The organism is Nocardia seriolae NBRC 15557, from assembly GCF_007990715.1.
Classification (GTDB): domain Bacteria; phylum Actinomycetota; class Actinomycetes; order Mycobacteriales; family Mycobacteriaceae; genus Nocardia; species Nocardia seriolae.
Genome location: NZ_BJWY01000008.1, coordinates 41337 through 57085, shown reverse-complemented (window position 1 = coordinate 57085; position 15749 = coordinate 41337). Strand labels below are relative to the sequence as shown.

Here is a 15749-nt window from a genome sequence, read left to right as displayed (position 1 = left end):
AGACCACACGCGGCCGCATGCCGCCGACCTTTCCGGGGGGAACGACCGCCGATGCCGACCCCCGATACGGACGCCGTCCTCGCCCCGGACGCCGCACAGAGCTCCACCGCCGCGCGGTCCGGCGACCATGTCGGTCATGCCTGCGCGCACCACTGGCGGCGCGACGTCGCCGATTTCGTCCGCGGCCCCGCCGGGCATTCGGCCACGCTCGGATTCTTCGGCGCGCTGCTGATCACCTTCGGCGGTTTCGGCGCGGGCAGCGTCCGGCGCAACGACCCGCTACTCGAGGCCATGCACCTGTCGTGGCTGCGGTTCGGGCACGGGCTGGTGCTGTCGTCGGTGTTCGTGTGGATCGGCGTGATCGCCATGATCACCGCGTGGGTCCGGTTGGGGCGCATCGTGATCGGGCGGCAGCCCGGGGCCACGGTCACCCTCAACGAGCTGCGCGCCATCGTGGGCGTCTGGATCTTCCCGCTGTTGTTCGCCGTGCCCATGTTCAGCCGCGACGCCTACTCCTATCTGGCGCAGGGCGCGATGCTGCACTACGACATCAACCCGTACGTGTTCGGGCCCTCGGAGCTGAAGACGAACGTCCCGGCGGTCCTGGACAATGTGAGCCCGGTCTGGCTCTACACCACCGCGCCCTACGGGCCCATCTTCCTGCTCATCGGGCGCGCCATCATCTCGGTGACCGGTGACAATGTGGTGGCCGGGACGATCGCGCTGCGGCTGGTCATGCTGCCCGGACTGGCGCTCATGGTGTGGGCGGTCCCGCATCTGACCAAACATCTGGGCGGCAAGCCGACCACCGCGCTGTGGCTGGCGGTGCTCAACCCGCTGGTGCTCATCCACCTGATCGGCGGCGTGCACAACGAGATGCTCATGGTGGGGCTGATGGCCGCGGGCATCGCGCTGGTGCTCGAACACCATCACGCGGCGGGCATCGTGGTGGTGGCGGTCGGCGTGGCGGTCAAGGCGACCGCGGGCGTGGCGCTGCCATTCCTGGTGTGGATCTGGATGATTCACGAACGCGAGCGACGAGCGTCGCAGCAGGAGGGCGAGCTGCCGCATCCGGTGCGGACCTTCGCCAAGATCGGCGCCCTCGGCGTGGCCGTGTTCGCGGCGGTGTTCGCGGTGGCCACCTGGGCGACCGGGCTGCGTGATCACCAGATCGGCTGGCTCACCGCGCTCTCGGGCTCCAAGAAGATCATCAACTGGCTCTCGCTGCCGACCATCATGGCGCACATGGTGACCTGGGTGTCGCCGCTGACGCTGGAAGCGGTGCTGCCGTGGACGCGACTGCTGTGCATGATCGCGATGGTGGCCATCCTGGTGTGGGCCTGGTGGCGGTTCAAGAACAGCGAGAGGGAGGCCGTGCTCGGCATTCTCGTCGCGTTCGTTGCCATCGTGATCCTCTCGCCCGCCGCGCTGCCCTGGTACTACTCGTGGCCACTGGCACTGGCCGCCGGGTTCGCGCTGTCGACCCGGACCCTTCAGGTGCTGGTCGGTCTGGGCACCTGGCTGATGCTGATCTTCCAGCCGGACGGCGCGCCCGTCACCAGCTATGTGCACGGCGCGCTGGCGATCTTCGCCGCGGTGGCGGCGGCGCTGTCGCTGTACAAGGTGGATCCGCTGAAACTGCGTGCGGCCCATCCGCGCACCGAACAGCTCGGCACGCCCGTGCCCGGCCCGGCGTGAAACCCGCCGTGCCACTGGATCGCGCCTACCGCGACTGCCGCCGGATCGCCGCCGCCCACGGGCGCACCTATTTCCTGGCCACCCGCCTGCTCGAACCCGAGCGAAGACCGGCCGTGCACGCGCTGTACGCGTTCGCGCGCCTGGTCGACGACATCGTGGACGCCGGCGACGCGCCCAGCCGCGGGGCGGAGTCCGCGGCCCGGCTGGATCTGATCGAGCACGAACTGCGGGCCCGGCTGGTCGACGCACCCATCGAGGGCTCCGGCGACCGGCAGGAGCGGGTGCTGCTGGCGGTGTCGGACACCATCCGCCGGTATTCGATTGCCGCCGAACACTTCTGGGTGTTCCTCGACTCCATGCGGATGGACATCCCGGGCGGGCCGCAGTACCGCGACCGCTACCCCACCATGGCCGAGCTGCGCGCCTATATGCGCGGCTCCGCGGCCGCCATCGGACTGCAACTGCTGCCGGTGCTGGGCACCGTGGTCCCGATCGCCGATGCCGAACCGGCGGCGGCCGCGCTGGGAGAGGCGTTCCAGCTCACCAACTTCCTGCGCGACATCGGCGAGGACCTGGATCGCGGGCGCGTGTACCTGCCCGCTGACGAACTGGCCGCGTTCGGTGTTGACGCCGAACTGCTGTTCCACTGCCGGGAATCCGGCCGCACCGACCCGCGGGTGCGACGGGCCTTGACGCATCTGATCGCGATCAATCGCGGCATCTACCGCCGGGCGATCCCCGGCATCGATCTGCTGACGCCCCGGGTGCGCCCCGCCATTCGCACTGCCGCCACCCTCTACCACGGCATTCTCGACGAGATCGAACGCGCCGATTACGCGGTTTTCACCCGCCGCGCGGTCGTGCCGCAACACCGTCGGTTACGTGTAGCGGCACGGGAATTCGTCGCGGCCAGTCCACTGCGGAACTGACCGCGACACCGGTCGACCTATTTCAGAACGGATCCGCCGCGGCGCGACGGATCACCTCGCGGGCCAGCGGCCCGTGGATGGCGTCGATGGGGCGGCCGGGAAGGGATTCGTCCTCGGTGTAGATCCACTCGAGGATTTCCTCGTCGGTGTATTTGCCGTCACGCATGACCGTGATCAGACCGGTCACATGCTTGGCGACCGCGCCGGTGGAATCGAAGAACTCCTTCGGGATACCGGCAACACCGTCGCGGCGAACCGCGATTATCTGATGGTCGCGCAGCATCTGATGCACCCGCGTAACCACCATGCCCAGCTGCTCGGCCACGTCGGGCAGCGGGATCAGGGTCACCGAATCCGGCAGGACGTCTTCGCTGCAAGGAAAGGCACTCACCCGGACCACGGTAGTCTGTCGCGTCGCCACCGTCGCATCACACCCCGACGCGACTACCATCGGGTGAGCCGCGCCGGGCGGCTTCGAGAAAATCGGAAGGGTTGCAGTTGATCGGCCAGATGCTGGAAGGGCGCTACCGCATCGACGCGCCGATCGCGCGTGGCGGAATGTCCATGGTGTTCCGGGGGGTGGACACCAGATTGGATCGACCGGTCGCCATCAAGGTGATGGATCCGAAGTTCGCATCCGATCCGCAATTCCTCACCCGCTTCGAACTCGAGGCGCGGGCGGTGGCCAAGCTCAAACATCCGTCGCTGGTCGCGGTGTACGACCAGGGCGTGGACGGCGATCATCCCTTCCTCATCATGGAATTGGTCGAGGGCGGCACCCTGCGCGAACTGCTGCGCGAGCGCGGGCCCATGCCGCCGCACGCGGTGCGCGCCGTGGCCGAGCCGGTGCTGGCCGCCATCGGCGTGGCGCACCAGGCCGGTCTGGTGCACCGCGACATCAAGCCCGAGAACGTGCTCATCTCCGATTCGGGCGAGGTGAAGATCGCCGACTTCGGGCTGGTGCGCGCGGTCGCCGAGGCCAAGATCACCTCCGACAGCGTGATTCTCGGCACCGCCGCCTACCTCTCCCCCGAACAGGTCACCAGCGGCACCGCCGACGCCCGCAGCGACGTGTACTCCGCGGGTGTGCTGATCTTCGAAATGCTCACCGGGCGAACGCCGTTCACCGGCGACAACTCGCTGTCCATCGCGTTGCAGCGGGTCGAGAAGGATGTGCCCGCGCCGAGCCGGTTCATTACCGGCATCCCGCCCGAGATCGACGAGCTGGTCGCGCACGCCACCGCCCGCGAACCCATGCACCGCTTCGCCAATGCCACCGAGATGGCGGGCGAACTGCGGCGCATCGCACGGGAATTGCAGCTGCCCGAGTACCGGGTGCCCGCGCCCGCCGAATCGGCGGAACACCTCAGCGCCAAGTACCGGGTCGGGCCGACGCCCGCACCGCACATGCCGGTGTCCCCGCCCTCGCGGCCCATACCGGGCGCGGCGGATCTGACCACCCGCCTGCCCGCGGATCCGCCGACCATGCAGGTGCAGCCGCAGACCCAGCACACCAGAGTCATGACCGCGGCGCGCGAGATACCGCCGGAGTACCGGCCCGACTACGCGCAGCAGCCGCCCGGACCGCCGAACAACCATGGCTATCAATCGGATCTGATCGAGGACCGGGGTAAATCGCGGCGCAAGGTCATCATCTGGTTGAGCATCGTGCTCGCGCTGGCGGTGCTGCTCGGGATCGGCGGCTGGTGGCTCGGAGTCGGCAGATATTCGGCGGTGCCCTCCATCGCGGGCATGAACACCGACAAGGCGGTCACCGCTCTGAAGGACGCGGGGTTCCGGACCGAGACCCGCGACAAGGCCTCCGATACCGTGCCGGTCGGCAATGTGGTCGGGACCGATCCGCCGGCCGGGACCCGGGTCACCAAGGGCTCGCTGGTGGCGGTGCTGGTGTCCAGCGGGAAACCGAAGGTGCCGAACGTGCAGGCCGGACAGGACATCCAGTCGGTGAACAAGGCCATCAGGGACGCGGGGCTCACGCCGGTGGATGCGGGCGAGGTCGGCAGTACGGCCGCCAAAGGCACGCTCGCCAAGGTGGATCCGGCCCCCGGCACCGTGCTCCCGGCCAATGCCCAGGTGAAGGTCTACCGCAGCAAGGGATCCCAGCCGGTCAAGGTGCCCGATGTGCGGGGCAAGACCGAGGACGAGGCCAAGACCGCATTGCAGAAGGCCGGGCTGACCGTCAGCTCCACCCGGGACCAGTTCGACACCAAGATCAAATCCGGGCAGGTGATCGGCACCGATCCCGCCGCGGGCACCAGCACCGAATCCGGTACCGGCGTGGTGCTGATCGTGAACAGCGCCATCGAGATGCCGAACCTGCTCGGGGCCAACGTCTCCACCGCCCGCAGCAAACTCCAGGCCCTGGGCCTCTCGGTCACCGTCCGCCAGTTGGCCAGCAACGACTCCTCGATCGTCATCTCCCAGAGCACCGCCCCCGGCGACGCGGTCGAACCCGGCTCGACGATCACCCTGGTAGCGATCCCCTAGCACTCATAGCGCCTCGGAAAACCAGAGCCCGGACCGCGATCGCGGTCCGGGCTCTCCATTTTCGCCGCTTCGTCGCCAAGGGCGACAACTGATTTCGCGCCGACCGGGGTAACTCATCGGGTACGTCCAGAGTCGGTTCGGCACCCGACCGCCGGCACGGACGGCGAACCGGCCACGGCTCCCAGTCGCCCGCCGAAGTCCCGGAGAGGCGGGGGAGCCCTAGCGCAGCATCTCCGCGACCAGGAAGGCCAGTTCGAGGGACTGCTGGGTGTTCAGGCGCGGGTCGCACGCCGTCTCGTAGCGCTCCTCGAGGTTGAGGTCCGAGATGTCCTGCGCGCCACCGAGGCATTCGGTGACGTTCTCGCCGGTGAGCTCGATGTGCAGGCCGCCCGGGTGGGTGCCCAGCGCGTGGTGCACCTCGAAGAAGCCCTGCACCTCGTCGACGATGCGGTCGAAGTGGCGGGTCTTGTAGCCGGTGGTGGCCTCGTGGGTGTTGCCGTGCATGGGGTCGCACTGCCAGATCACCTGGTGGCCGGTGGCCTGTACCTTCTCGATGATGGCGGGCAGCACGTCGCGGACCTTGCCGTTGCCCATGCGGGCGACCAGGGTCAGGCGGCCGGGCTCGTTGTTGGGGTCCAGGCGCTCGACGTATTCCACGGCCTGCTCGGGCGTGGTGGTCGGGCCGATCTTGAGACCGATCGGGTTGGCGATCAGGCCGGCCAAGGCGACATGCGCGCCGTCGAGCTGACGGGTGCGCTCGCCGATCCACAGGAAGTGGGCCGAAAGGTCGTAGAGCACCGGCTCACCCGTGACCGGGTGCTCGCTCAGGCGCAGCATGGCGCGCTCGTAGTCGAGCACCAGCGCCTCGTGGCTGGCGTAGAGGCGGGCGCTGGACAGGTTGGGATCGTTGACGCGGCAGGCCTTCATGAACGCCAGCGCGCGGTCGATCTCGGTGGCCATCTGCTCGTAGCGGGCCCCGGCCGGGGACTGGGCCACGAACTCGCGGTTCCAGTCGTGCACCTTGTGCAGGTCGGCCATGCCCGCGGAGGTGAGCGCGCGCACCAGATTCATGGCCGCGGACGCATTGGCGTAGGCGCGGACCAGGCGCGACGGATCGTGCTCACGCACGGCGGCCTCGGCGACGAGGGAGTTCACCATGTCGCCGCGGTAGGACTTGAGCCCCAGCGAATCGGTGTCGGCCGAGCGGGGTTTGGCGTACTGGCCCGCGATCCGGGCCACCTTCACCACCGGCAGGCTCGCGCCGTAGGTCAGCACCACCGCCATCTGCAACAGCGTGCGGATATTGCCGCGAATATGCGGCTCGGTGTTATCGGCGAAGGTCTCCGCGCAGTCCCCGCCCTGCATGAGGAAGGCTTCCCCGCGGGCCACCTCGGCCAGCCGGAGCCGTAGCTCCTCGACCTCGGCGGGCACGCAGATGGGTGGCACGGACTCCAGCACGGTGCGCATCTTGGCGGCCTGCTCGGGATCCCAGGACGGCTGCTGCAGCGCCGGGCGAGCGAGTGCGTCGTCGAGGCGCCGACGGAGCTCGGCGGGCAGCGGAGGAAGTTCCGGCAAGCGATCGATCGGTACGTCGACGGTCCAGTTCACCCGTTCAGAATACGGATCGACCTTGGTGAGGTGGACCACCCCCAGGGCTGAGATTGCCGACACCAGGTGGTCGTATGATCGGCCCGGACCCATTCCCCGAGCTCGAGGTCAGGAGAGACCCATCTCATTGCGGTACTTTTATGATTCTGAATTCATCGAGGACGGGACCGTCATCGACCTCGTATCCATCGCGGTGGTGTGCGAGGACGGACGCGAATTCTACGCGGTCTCAACCGAATTCGACCCCGAGAAGGCCGGGCCGTTCGTCCGCCGCAACGTCCTGCCCAAGCTACCGCCGCCGTCCTCGCCGCTGTGGCGGTCCCGCCAGCGGATTCGCGACGATCTCTACAAGTTCCTGGTGCCGCGGCCCGGTGTGGAGCCCGAACTGTGGGCCTGGGTCGGGGCCTATGACCATGTGGCGCTGTGTCAGCTGTGGGGTTCGATGGTCGATCTGCCCAATGCGCTGCCGCGCTATACCAATGAGCTGCGTCAGCATTGGGACCAGCACGGGCGGCCCGCACTGCCGCCGGTGCCCAAGGACGCGCACGACGCGCTCGCCGACGCCCGCCACAATCTGGCCAAGTTCGAGGCCATCGAGGCGGCCCGCCGGATCCGGGCCATGTGAGGCTCTACGCATGCGAAAGGCCCCGGGAGACTTGGTCTCCCGGGGCCTTTTCGTAGCCTTCGTGGGGTGGGTCAGCCCGCCATGGTCTGGGGGACGCGGTCGGCGTCGGGGCGGCTGCCCGACGGGACGCCCTTCTTCAGGCTGGCGGCGTAGACGTCCACGTACTCCTGGTCGCCCATTTGCATGAGCTCGTACATGATTTCGTCGGTCACCGCGCGCTCGACGAAGCGGTTGCCGCCCATTCCCTCGTAGCGCGAGAAGTCGATGGGGGCACCGAATTTCACGGTGACCTTGCGGGGGCGCCAGCGGAAGGGGCCGGGCGGGCACACCTCGTCGGTGCCGATCAGGGCTACCGGGATCACCGGCACTCCGGTCTCCAGGGCGAGGCGTGCCACACCGGTCTTGCCCTTGTAGAGGCGACCGTCCGGGGAGCGAGTGCCTTCGGGGTAGAGCCCGACCAGGCGGCCCTCACCGAGCAGCTTGCGCGCGGTGTTGAGAGCGGATTCGGCCGCGTCCGCACCGGACCGGTCGATCGGGTACTGGCCGGTGCCGGAGAAGAAGAACTTCTGCAGCCGACCCTTGAGACCCGGGGTGGTGAAGTATTCGGCCTTGGCCAGATAGGTGATCCGGCGCGGGCTCATCAACGGGGTGAACAGCCAGTCGGTGAACGACAGATGGTTGCCGGCCAGAATCGCGGTGCCCTTCGGGGGGATGTTCTCGACGCCCTCGACCGTCGGCCGGTTGATCAGATGCATCAGCGGGCCCACCAAGACGAACTTCAGCAGCCAGTAGAACATTGCGTCCTTTCCCCTGTTTCGATACCCGGGACCGGCCTCGTTGCGGGCACCACCACTGCTTGCCTACCCTACCGCCGAGACCTGAGAGTAACCAACCGGCGGTGACGGGATTCTCCGATGTCGGGACTTTGGTCCCGCCCCTTGGAATACGGCGCGGAAACGATCAGCGCCGCGCCTGCGCCACCTGGTGACCGTTCTGCTCGGCGAGCACTGCCGCGCGAGCCAGTTCGGCCGCGCCGATCATGCCCGCGGCCTCACCCAATTGGGCGGTGCGGATGCGGGCCAGGCGGCGGTGGCGGGCGCCGGTGATCGAGGCGGCGTAGTGCTCGCGGGCGTCGTCGAGGAACAGCGGGGACGAACTGCTCACGCCGCCCGCGACCACGATCAGGTCCGGGTCGAAGATGTCGCTCACGAAGGCCAGGCCCAGACCCAGCCAGCGCGCGAAGTCGGCCATCACGTCCAGCGCGACCGGGTCGCCGTCCTGGGCCGCGCCCGCCACCCGGCGGCCGGTCAGCGAGCCCGGATCACGGCCGGACTCGCGGGCCAGCAGGGTGGAGCGCTGCGGGTCGGTGGCCAGCAGTTCCAGCGCGGTGTCCACCAGAGCCGTTCCGCTGCAATACCTTTCCCAGCAGCCGCGCTTGCCGCACGGGCAGGCGCGGCCGTTCGGCACCACCTGTAGGTGCCCGAGTTCCGGTGCGACACCGAAACTTCCGCGATACAGCTGGCCATTGATCAGCAGTGCCGCGCCGATGCCGGTGCCGATGGCCACCAGCACCACATTGCGCCCGCCCGCCGCCGCGCCGAAGCGGTACTCCGCCCACAGCGCCGCATTGGCGTCGTGCTCGAGAATGACCGGCAACCCCAGCCGGTCGGTGAGCCGCCGCGCGACCGGCGCGTCCTCCCAGGGCAGATGCGGTGCGAACCGCACGGTCGCGCGATCCTCGTCCACGAACCCGGCCACCGCCAGACCGACGGCGCCGATGGCGTGCCGCCCGCACAGCTCCCGCACCGCGCGGGCCAGTCCGTCTTCGAGGGCACGGGCCGAATGCGGGGTCGGCGCGGTCACGGTATCGAGCACCTCGCCCGCACCGTCCACCACGGACGCCCGAATATTCGTGCCGCCCACATCTATACCCACGGTCAGCGGCACGTCCTCACCTTCCCTCATGCCTTGATGGTCACGTCGATGGGCACATACTTACCGCGCTTGGGCCGCCTGCCCGGCTGCGCCGCGCCGCGCGCGGATCCGGACTCGCGGGCCGCACCGGACGAACCGGCCGTGGGCGCCGCACCCGGAGCGGGCACGGAACCGGCTGCGGCACCGCCAGCATCGGCCGGACGTGCGACCGGCGGTCCGAAGGGGCCGCCGTCGCCACGCGCGTCGCCTACGCCGGAGGTCCGGGGATCGGCCGACCCGCTGCCCGCGGCGGTCCCACCGTAGGCACTGTGCGGCACGGCATCCGCGCGGTCCGCGCCGGGACGGCGAGCCGCGCCCGGGCCATGGCCCAGCGGATCCCCGGTGGTCTCCGGTGCGCCGAAGTCGTTCGCACCGGCCTGATTTCGTGCGGCGGCATCCTGGTTTCGCGCGGCGGATCGGCCCTGCGCACCGGCGAGGAAGCGGGCGAATACCGCCGCGAGATTCGCGCCGGGACCGTGCGGGTGCCCGGGGCGTGCGGATTGATCACCGGCCCAGGCGGGTTCACCCTCGCCGGTCGCCGAGCCGTCCTCGCCGCGGGCGGTGGCGTACGCGTCGGCGAAGGGCAGATCCGTTGCGCCGGAATCGGTTCCGGAGGTCTGCGAGAAATGGTGCCAGGCTTGGTATTCCGGGGAGTCCGGGTCGAGTTCCGGCGGGATGACCGGGTCCACGGGCACGCCCGCGAGGGCCTCGCGCAGCACGGTCACGATGGCGGTGCCGTGTTCGGCGACGGCGGCCACCACGTCGTGGTGCTCGCCGCGCACGATGGCCGCGGCCGCGCACACCGGACACCAACTGCAGCTGGACCATTCGGTGCGGCCGTCGGAGGCGGTGCGGCGCAGCACCGGTTCGACGCGTTCGAGCACGGCCTCGGCGAGCAGGCGCAGTTCCTCGGCGAATTCGCCGAGGTTCTCTTCGGAGTGGCCGGGACCGCGGTGGCCGGGACGCGGGTGGGTCGTGGTCATTTCGGCCAGACCTGCGGATCGGGCCGGAAACGGACGACCAGCTGGTCGCCGTCGAGTTCGGCGGTCTCGACCGTGCACCGCCGCAATACCGGGGCCAGGCGCAAGCGCCGCCGGACCCCGTCCGCTCCCACGATCAAATCGTCCTCCACTCGTCCCAGCCGCAGGGTCGACGGATCGACCACGGGCAGATGCATGCGCATCGCGAACACCGAGTGCACGCCCGCGCCCGACTCCAGCCGGACGACCGGCTCGGCGGGGACGGGTAGCACACCGTCCGCATCTGTGCCAAGCATAGGGATCGGACGCCATCCCACCCAGTTACCACTCGCGTCCACCGCGTAGGACAGCGCCGCCAGCGAGCCCAGGCCCACCGGCTCCGCGCCCGCATGACCCACCACCTGCACGGGAATACCGCGCAAACGTTTGCGGAGTTCGGTCACCACGTCGAGTTGCTCACCGCGCCGGTTGAAATACCACTGCACCGCCGGATGCGGCGCAGCGCTCGGATCGGTTCCGGGCATCTCCTGGAGCACCTTGTTGACCAGCACCGCGTCCAGCCGGATGCCGAGCAGCGCGGCCGCCGACCGCACCCGCGCCGATTCCGCGACGGCCACCTGTTCGGCCGCGGTCACCAGGCGTGCGCCGGTGCGGGTCCGATCCACCAGCAGGGCACGGGCTTCGGTCACCGCCGACACGATCTGCTCGACGGTCACCGCCAGCACGGCCTTACGGAAATCGAGACCGATGGCCTCCATGGTCCGGTTGTGCGCGGGCCAAACCCGTTCCAGATAGCCGAGCAGGGTGTCGGGTGCGGTCACGATGCGCAGCATGTCCGCCGAGGGCGGGCAATCGACCACGATCACATCCCAGCGACGCTCCCCGGCGAACCGCGTGATCTCCAGCATCGCCAGCAGTTCCTGCACCCCGGGCAGTCCGGTCAGCTCGGCGGGATCCAGTGCGCCCAGATCGAATCCGTGCTCGTGCCCGGTCCCCGACGCCATGACCAGCACCTGCCGGAACCGATCCTCCAGCAGCGCAAGCGAATCCACCTCTATGACATCGAGTGCTGGTGGACCGGCGCCGGGAACCGTCTGCACGGCACCGAATTCCGGCGCGACCGACGCCGGGGATGCCCCGAATCCAGCTGTGGCGGAAGCAGATTCCTGGCTGTGCCGGAATTGCGACGCGGGGGTGGCGAACATCGGCAGTGGCAGGCTGGCCACCGCCGGGGTCGCGGAGTGGCGCAGGCGGTAGCCCAGGGCGTCGCCGAGGGAGTGGGCCTGGTCGAGGGAGGCGAGCAGGACCCGCCGGCCGGATCGGGCGTAGGCGAGGGCGGTGGCGCACGCCAATGTCGTCTTGCCGACCCCGCCCTTGCCGATGAAGAGCTCCACGCGGGTGGCGGGCCGCGGCGAGCGTTCGGTACCGTCGGTGGTCAGCCTTCGACCCGTTTCTTGAGTTCCTTGAGGGCGGTGTCGGTGATGACCTTCTCCGCTTTGCGTTTGAACATGCCGATCATGGGGATGTTCAGGTCCACGGTCAGCTCGTAGACCACCTGGGTGTTGCCGTCGGGCAGGGCGATCAGCTCATAGGTGCCGTCCTGCGCTTTCTGCAGGTCACCGGCGACCAGGCTCCAGCTCACGGCGCGGCCGTCGGGACGCCAGGTGTAGGACAGGGTGTAGGTGTCCTTCACGACCCCGGCGTCCAGCACGAAGCGGGCGGTGCGGGCACGACCGTCCGGGAACTTTTCCAGCACCTCGACCGAGCGGGCCGCGGCGACCCATTCCGGATACGACTCCAGGTCGGCGATGACGGCCATCACTCGGGCCGAGGGGGCATCGATCACGAGCGACCGCTGAGTTCGATCGGCCATGGGCGGCAACGCTTCCTTTCTAGTGAGCGGCAGCTCTATTTGACGGCGGCGGGCGCGACCCCGGCCTTGCGTCCCGCCTCGAGGCGGGCCTTGATCTCGAAGGACATCACCTTGCCCGCGACGCGCCGGGCGCGGTTCAGCGCCAGCAGCTCACGTCCGGACATACCGGCAATGCCGCCGCGCGGTTCGGCGTGCATGAAGTAATGCATGATGACGCCGTCCAGCATGGGCTCCAGCCACACCTCCATGGTGCCGTCCGCGCCACCGCTGACCGTCCAGCGAATCCCCTTGTCGCCCCGGTCTTCCCGCACCTGCAACTGTAGGTCGGGCCACCACTTGCGCCAGCGGGCACGATCGGCCAGCACCTCGCCCACGGCCGAGCCCGGCGCGGCAACGAAGGTCTGATCAGCAACCTGGATACTGCTCACGGGCTGAGCCTAGTACAGGACGTCGATCGACTCAGACCCGCGCCGACCGGCGGCCCCGCGCGAGCCAGCTGGCGGGATCCGGCCACGTGACCCAGTTCAGGCCACGTGACGGGGCCGCAGGCTCGGGTCCAGCAGTTCCCGCAGTCGCGCTCCCATCAGATCCCAGCGCCACTGCTGCTGCACCCAGGCGCGACCGGCCGCGCCCATGGCGGCGGCGGCATCGCGGTCGGACAGGATGTCGACGATGGCGTCGGTCAGCGCGGCGATATCGCGACCGCCGACCACCCGACCGGTCTCGCCCTCGCGCACGGTCTCCGGCGCTCCGCCCGAATCACCCGCCACCACCGGCACTCCCGAGGCGGATGCCTCCAGGAAGACGATGCCGAGGCCCTCGACGTCCAGGCCGAACCCGCGTGTCCGGCAGGGCATGGCGAACACATCGGCGATGGTGTGATGCGCGGCCAGTTCCTTGGACGGCACCCGCCCGGTGAACACCACATCGTCGCGCAGCCCCATGGCGTCCACGAACGCCCGCAACTTCTGCTCGTACGGCCCGCTGCCCGCGATCACCAGCACGGCCCCGTCGACCCGCTTCTTGATCTCGGGCATGGCCGTGATCAACATGTCCTGCCCCTTGCGCGGCACCAGCCGCGACAGGCACAGAATCGTCGGCCGCTCCCCCAGCCCGTACCGCTCCCGCAACTCGGCCCGAGCCGCCGGATCCGGCTTGAACACCTCGGAATCCACCGCGGGCGGCAGGTATTCGAGCGCCGACTGCGCCCCGAACGCCGAAGCGAACCGCCGCCGCGTGTACTTACTGACATAGGTGACGACATCGGTGTGATCCCCGATCACCCGCAACGCCTGCCGCGCCCCCGGCAACATCGACCACCCCACCTCGTGCCCGTGCGTGGACGCGATAATCCGCTCGGCCCCCGCCTCCCGCAGCACCGGCGACATCAACGCCAACGGCGCAGCCGCCCCGAACCACACCCGATCACACTTCTCATCCCGCATCAGCTTCTTGGCCCGCCGAGCCACCAACGGCGTAGGCAACATCAGCGTCGTCGGATGCCGCACCACCTGAAACGGCTGCTCCGCATCGAACTTCCAATGACTGTCCCCCCGCCACCGCGGCGCATAAACCACCAGCTCATCAGCGGGCAACTGCAAGGCAAGCGCATGCAGATACGACTGAATCCCCCCGGGCCGCGGCGGGAAATCATTGGTAACCAGCAAGGTTCGCCCCATACCCCAAACCTACTGCACCACCCCCACCCCCACCCCCACCCCCAGCGGCGCTTCGGTCAGCGCGGAGTGCAGCATGCCACTTCGCGCATTGCGTGCTAGGAGTTGGACGTGGACTCGTTTGCTCCGAACTCCGCGGCGCCCGTGCCGGGCTCGGCCCCGATCGCACGGCAAACGGCGATCCATCTGGCACGTGCGGGCCGTCTCGAAGAATTGCGGAGCCTCGCCGACGCCGGCGACCCACAGGGGTGCCGCCAGTTGGCCGTCGCGCTGGTCCGGGCGGGCCGGATTCCCGAGGTGGCGGCGCGGGCAGCCGGTGGGGATCGGTTCGCCCGCCGCGCGCTGGCGGATTGGATGGTGCGCAACGGACGAATCGACGAGGCCATCGACCAGATGCGGGAGCTGGCCGAGACCGGGAACGCGGGCGCCCGCAGGCGTTTGGCCCGCCTTCTCGCCGGGCAAGGGCGGGTAGGGGAAGCCATCGCGCAGCTGCGGCGGCTGCCCGGGTTCGACCGACACGTGAACGTGCCCGGCTGGATGGCGAGCCAAGATCGCTTCGATCTGCTCCGACAGCTGGCGTCCACCGGAAACTTCACTGCGAGAACGGAACTCGAATACACGGTCCTGAGATTGTGGGCAACCACCCGTCTTACAGCCGCCATCGACCTGCTCGCTGACATCGATTCGAGTTACGCACGCTTCGACAACCTCGACATTCGCCTGGTGAACATCGCGAGTCGCTGGCGCGCGGGCCGAACCCGGCTGCGTGATGAAGCCATCGATCTGTTGGGCACCATGACCAACCCGGTGGGGCGGCGGGCGCGGGCCGGGTTGCTGCTCGCGCAGGGACGCTACGACGAGGCCATCACCGAACTCCGGTCGCTGGCCACCCAGGGCGACCGTGCTGCCGACGAGAAGCTGGACCTGGTGCTCCGCGCCGAGAAACCCGCTCGTGAACTGCGGGCATTCGAGCACTGCACCGGAAACCTGCGCTCGGTCGCGTTCAGCCCGGACGGCGCCATGCTCGCCACCTGCGACGGCAACGGCCACCGCATCGTCGTATGGAACCTCGACACCGGCAAGCACTTACACACGCTGCACACGCCCGGACTGACCGCCGACATCGCCTTCAGCGATGACGGCACGATGCTGGCAGGCAACGGATGGGGTCGAGCAGGGCTGTGGAACACGGCTACCGGTGAGCCCCTGCGCGACCTGGGTGCCGACATCGACTACGCCGACGGGGTCGCTTTCATCGCCGACCACACTCTGGTCTCCGGCCGGACACTGTGGAACACCGCCACCGGCGACCGCTTGCTCGTCCTGCGCAGCGAGGCTGCGATCCGTCACGACGAGCGGGTCACGGCCATCGCACTGAGTCCGGACAGGCAGACTCTGGCCACCAGCACCGTGACCAGCCACCGCAATCGGACACAGGACTGGAATCCCACCGTCCAGCTCTGGAACCCCACCACGGGCCGACACGTCCGCGATCTCGACATCGCCGGACAACCACCCGTCCGAAGCCTCGCTCTCGGTCCCGACAACAGGTTGCTGGCCGTCGCGTCAGACAAGGGTATGTGGCTGTCGGACCTCACCGGCACCCACATCCGCCCCCTCGGCGACCACGGCGCCGACGCGGTCACCTTCCATCCCGACGGCCGACTGCTCGCCACCGCCCGCCGCTACCACTTTCTCAATGCCGCAGTCCGACTGTGGAACTCGACAACCGGGTCCATGATCGGCGAGCTGAACACCCCCGCCGACGCAATCGCGTTCAGCCCGGACGGCACCTTCCTGGCCACCGCGGACGAGGACAGCGGCCTGGTCCGCCTGTGGACCATCCCCCGCCCGCCACGCCTCCGAAACACCCTGTGA

The 15749-nt window shown here is 69.1% G+C and carries 14 protein-coding genes; 5 read left to right on the top strand and 9 right to left on the bottom strand.

The features are described 5' to 3' along the window. Positions 1–51 precede the first annotated feature (51 nt). Positions 52–1698: an alpha-(1->6)-mannopyranosyltransferase A gene (locus tag NS2_RS04280; RefSeq protein WP_045436675.1), complete on the top strand. Its 1647-nt coding sequence runs from the start codon at positions 52–54 to the stop codon at positions 1696–1698. Between the two features lie 8 nt (positions 1699–1706). Beyond that, on the top strand, positions 1707–2627 hold the full coding sequence (locus tag NS2_RS04275; RefSeq protein ID WP_033085867.1) for a phytoene/squalene synthase family protein: 921 nt from the start codon (positions 1707–1709) through the stop codon (positions 2625–2627). 22 nt (positions 2628–2649) lie between these two features. On the opposite strand, the gene NS2_RS04270 is transcribed toward NS2_RS04275, so the two are convergent. Then, a complete protein-coding gene (locus NS2_RS04270; protein ID WP_033085868.1) occupies positions 2650–3018 on the bottom strand; it encodes an Rv2175c family DNA-binding protein in 369 nt (122 codons plus the stop codon). A gap of 107 nt (positions 3019–3125) precedes the next feature. On the opposite strand from NS2_RS04270, the gene NS2_RS04265 reads away from it, so the two are divergent. Further along, complete coding sequence (locus NS2_RS04265) at positions 3126–5135, top strand: Stk1 family PASTA domain-containing Ser/Thr kinase (RefSeq protein ID WP_033085816.1); 2010 nt, start codon at positions 3126–3128, stop codon at positions 5133–5135. A gap of 219 nt (positions 5136–5354) precedes the next feature. On the opposite strand, the gene NS2_RS04260 is transcribed toward NS2_RS04265, so the two are convergent. Continuing rightward, positions 5355–6743, bottom strand: a complete 1389-nt coding sequence (locus NS2_RS04260; RefSeq protein WP_033085869.1) for a class II 3-deoxy-7-phosphoheptulonate synthase — start codon at positions 6741–6743, stop codon at positions 5355–5357. A gap of 127 nt (positions 6744–6870) precedes the next feature. On the opposite strand from NS2_RS04260, the gene NS2_RS04255 reads away from it, so the two are divergent. Then, entirely contained in the window at positions 6871–7368 is a 498-nt protein-coding gene (locus NS2_RS04255) for a polyadenylate-specific 3'-exoribonuclease AS (RefSeq protein WP_033085817.1), read from the top strand. Positions 7369–7439: 71 nt separating this feature from the next. Here the strand turns inward: NS2_RS04255 and NS2_RS04250 are convergent, their stop codons facing one another. From NS2_RS04250 to NS2_RS04215, 7 genes are all read right to left on the bottom strand, one after another. Continuing rightward, a complete protein-coding gene (locus NS2_RS04250) occupies positions 7440–8165 on the bottom strand; it encodes a lysophospholipid acyltransferase family protein (protein ID WP_033085818.1) in 726 nt (241 codons plus the stop codon). Positions 8166–8328: 163 nt separating this feature from the next. Further along, positions 8329–9333: an ROK family glucokinase gene (locus NS2_RS04245; RefSeq protein ID WP_033085819.1), complete on the bottom strand. Its 1005-nt coding sequence runs from the start codon at positions 9331–9333 to the stop codon at positions 8329–8331. Further along, positions 9330–10325 carry a hypothetical protein gene (locus tag NS2_RS37135; protein WP_228102718.1) on the bottom strand — a complete coding sequence of 332 codons (996 nt, stop codon included), beginning with the start codon at positions 10323–10325 and terminating at the stop codon, positions 9330–9332. Before NS2_RS37135 ends, NS2_RS04245 begins: the two co-directional genes overlap by 4 nt. Next, complete coding sequence (locus tag NS2_RS04235; RefSeq protein WP_261772260.1) at positions 10322–11716, bottom strand: ArsA family ATPase; 1395 nt, start codon at positions 11714–11716, stop codon at positions 10322–10324. Before NS2_RS04235 ends, NS2_RS37135 begins: the two co-directional genes overlap by 4 nt. 41 nt (positions 11717–11757) lie before the next feature. Continuing rightward, positions 11758–12195, bottom strand: a complete 438-nt coding sequence (locus NS2_RS04225) for an SRPBCC family protein (protein WP_033085821.1) — start codon at positions 12193–12195, stop codon at positions 11758–11760. 35 nt (positions 12196–12230) lie between these two features. Further along, positions 12231–12623, bottom strand: coding sequence for a polyketide cyclase / dehydrase and lipid transport (locus NS2_RS04220; RefSeq protein ID WP_033085822.1), 393 nt, complete (start codon positions 12621–12623; stop codon positions 12231–12233). A 96-nt stretch (positions 12624–12719) separates the two neighbouring features. Continuing rightward, a complete protein-coding gene (locus tag NS2_RS04215) occupies positions 12720–13874 on the bottom strand; it encodes a glycosyltransferase family 4 protein (RefSeq protein WP_033085823.1) in 1155 nt (384 codons plus the stop codon). 255 nt (positions 13875–14129) lie between these two features. Here NS2_RS04215 and NS2_RS04210 point away from each other — a divergent pair, with 255 nt between their 5' ends. Next, on the top strand, positions 14130–15749 hold the full coding sequence (locus NS2_RS04210) for a WD40 repeat domain-containing protein (protein ID WP_143161378.1): 1620 nt from the start codon (positions 14130–14132) through the stop codon (positions 15747–15749).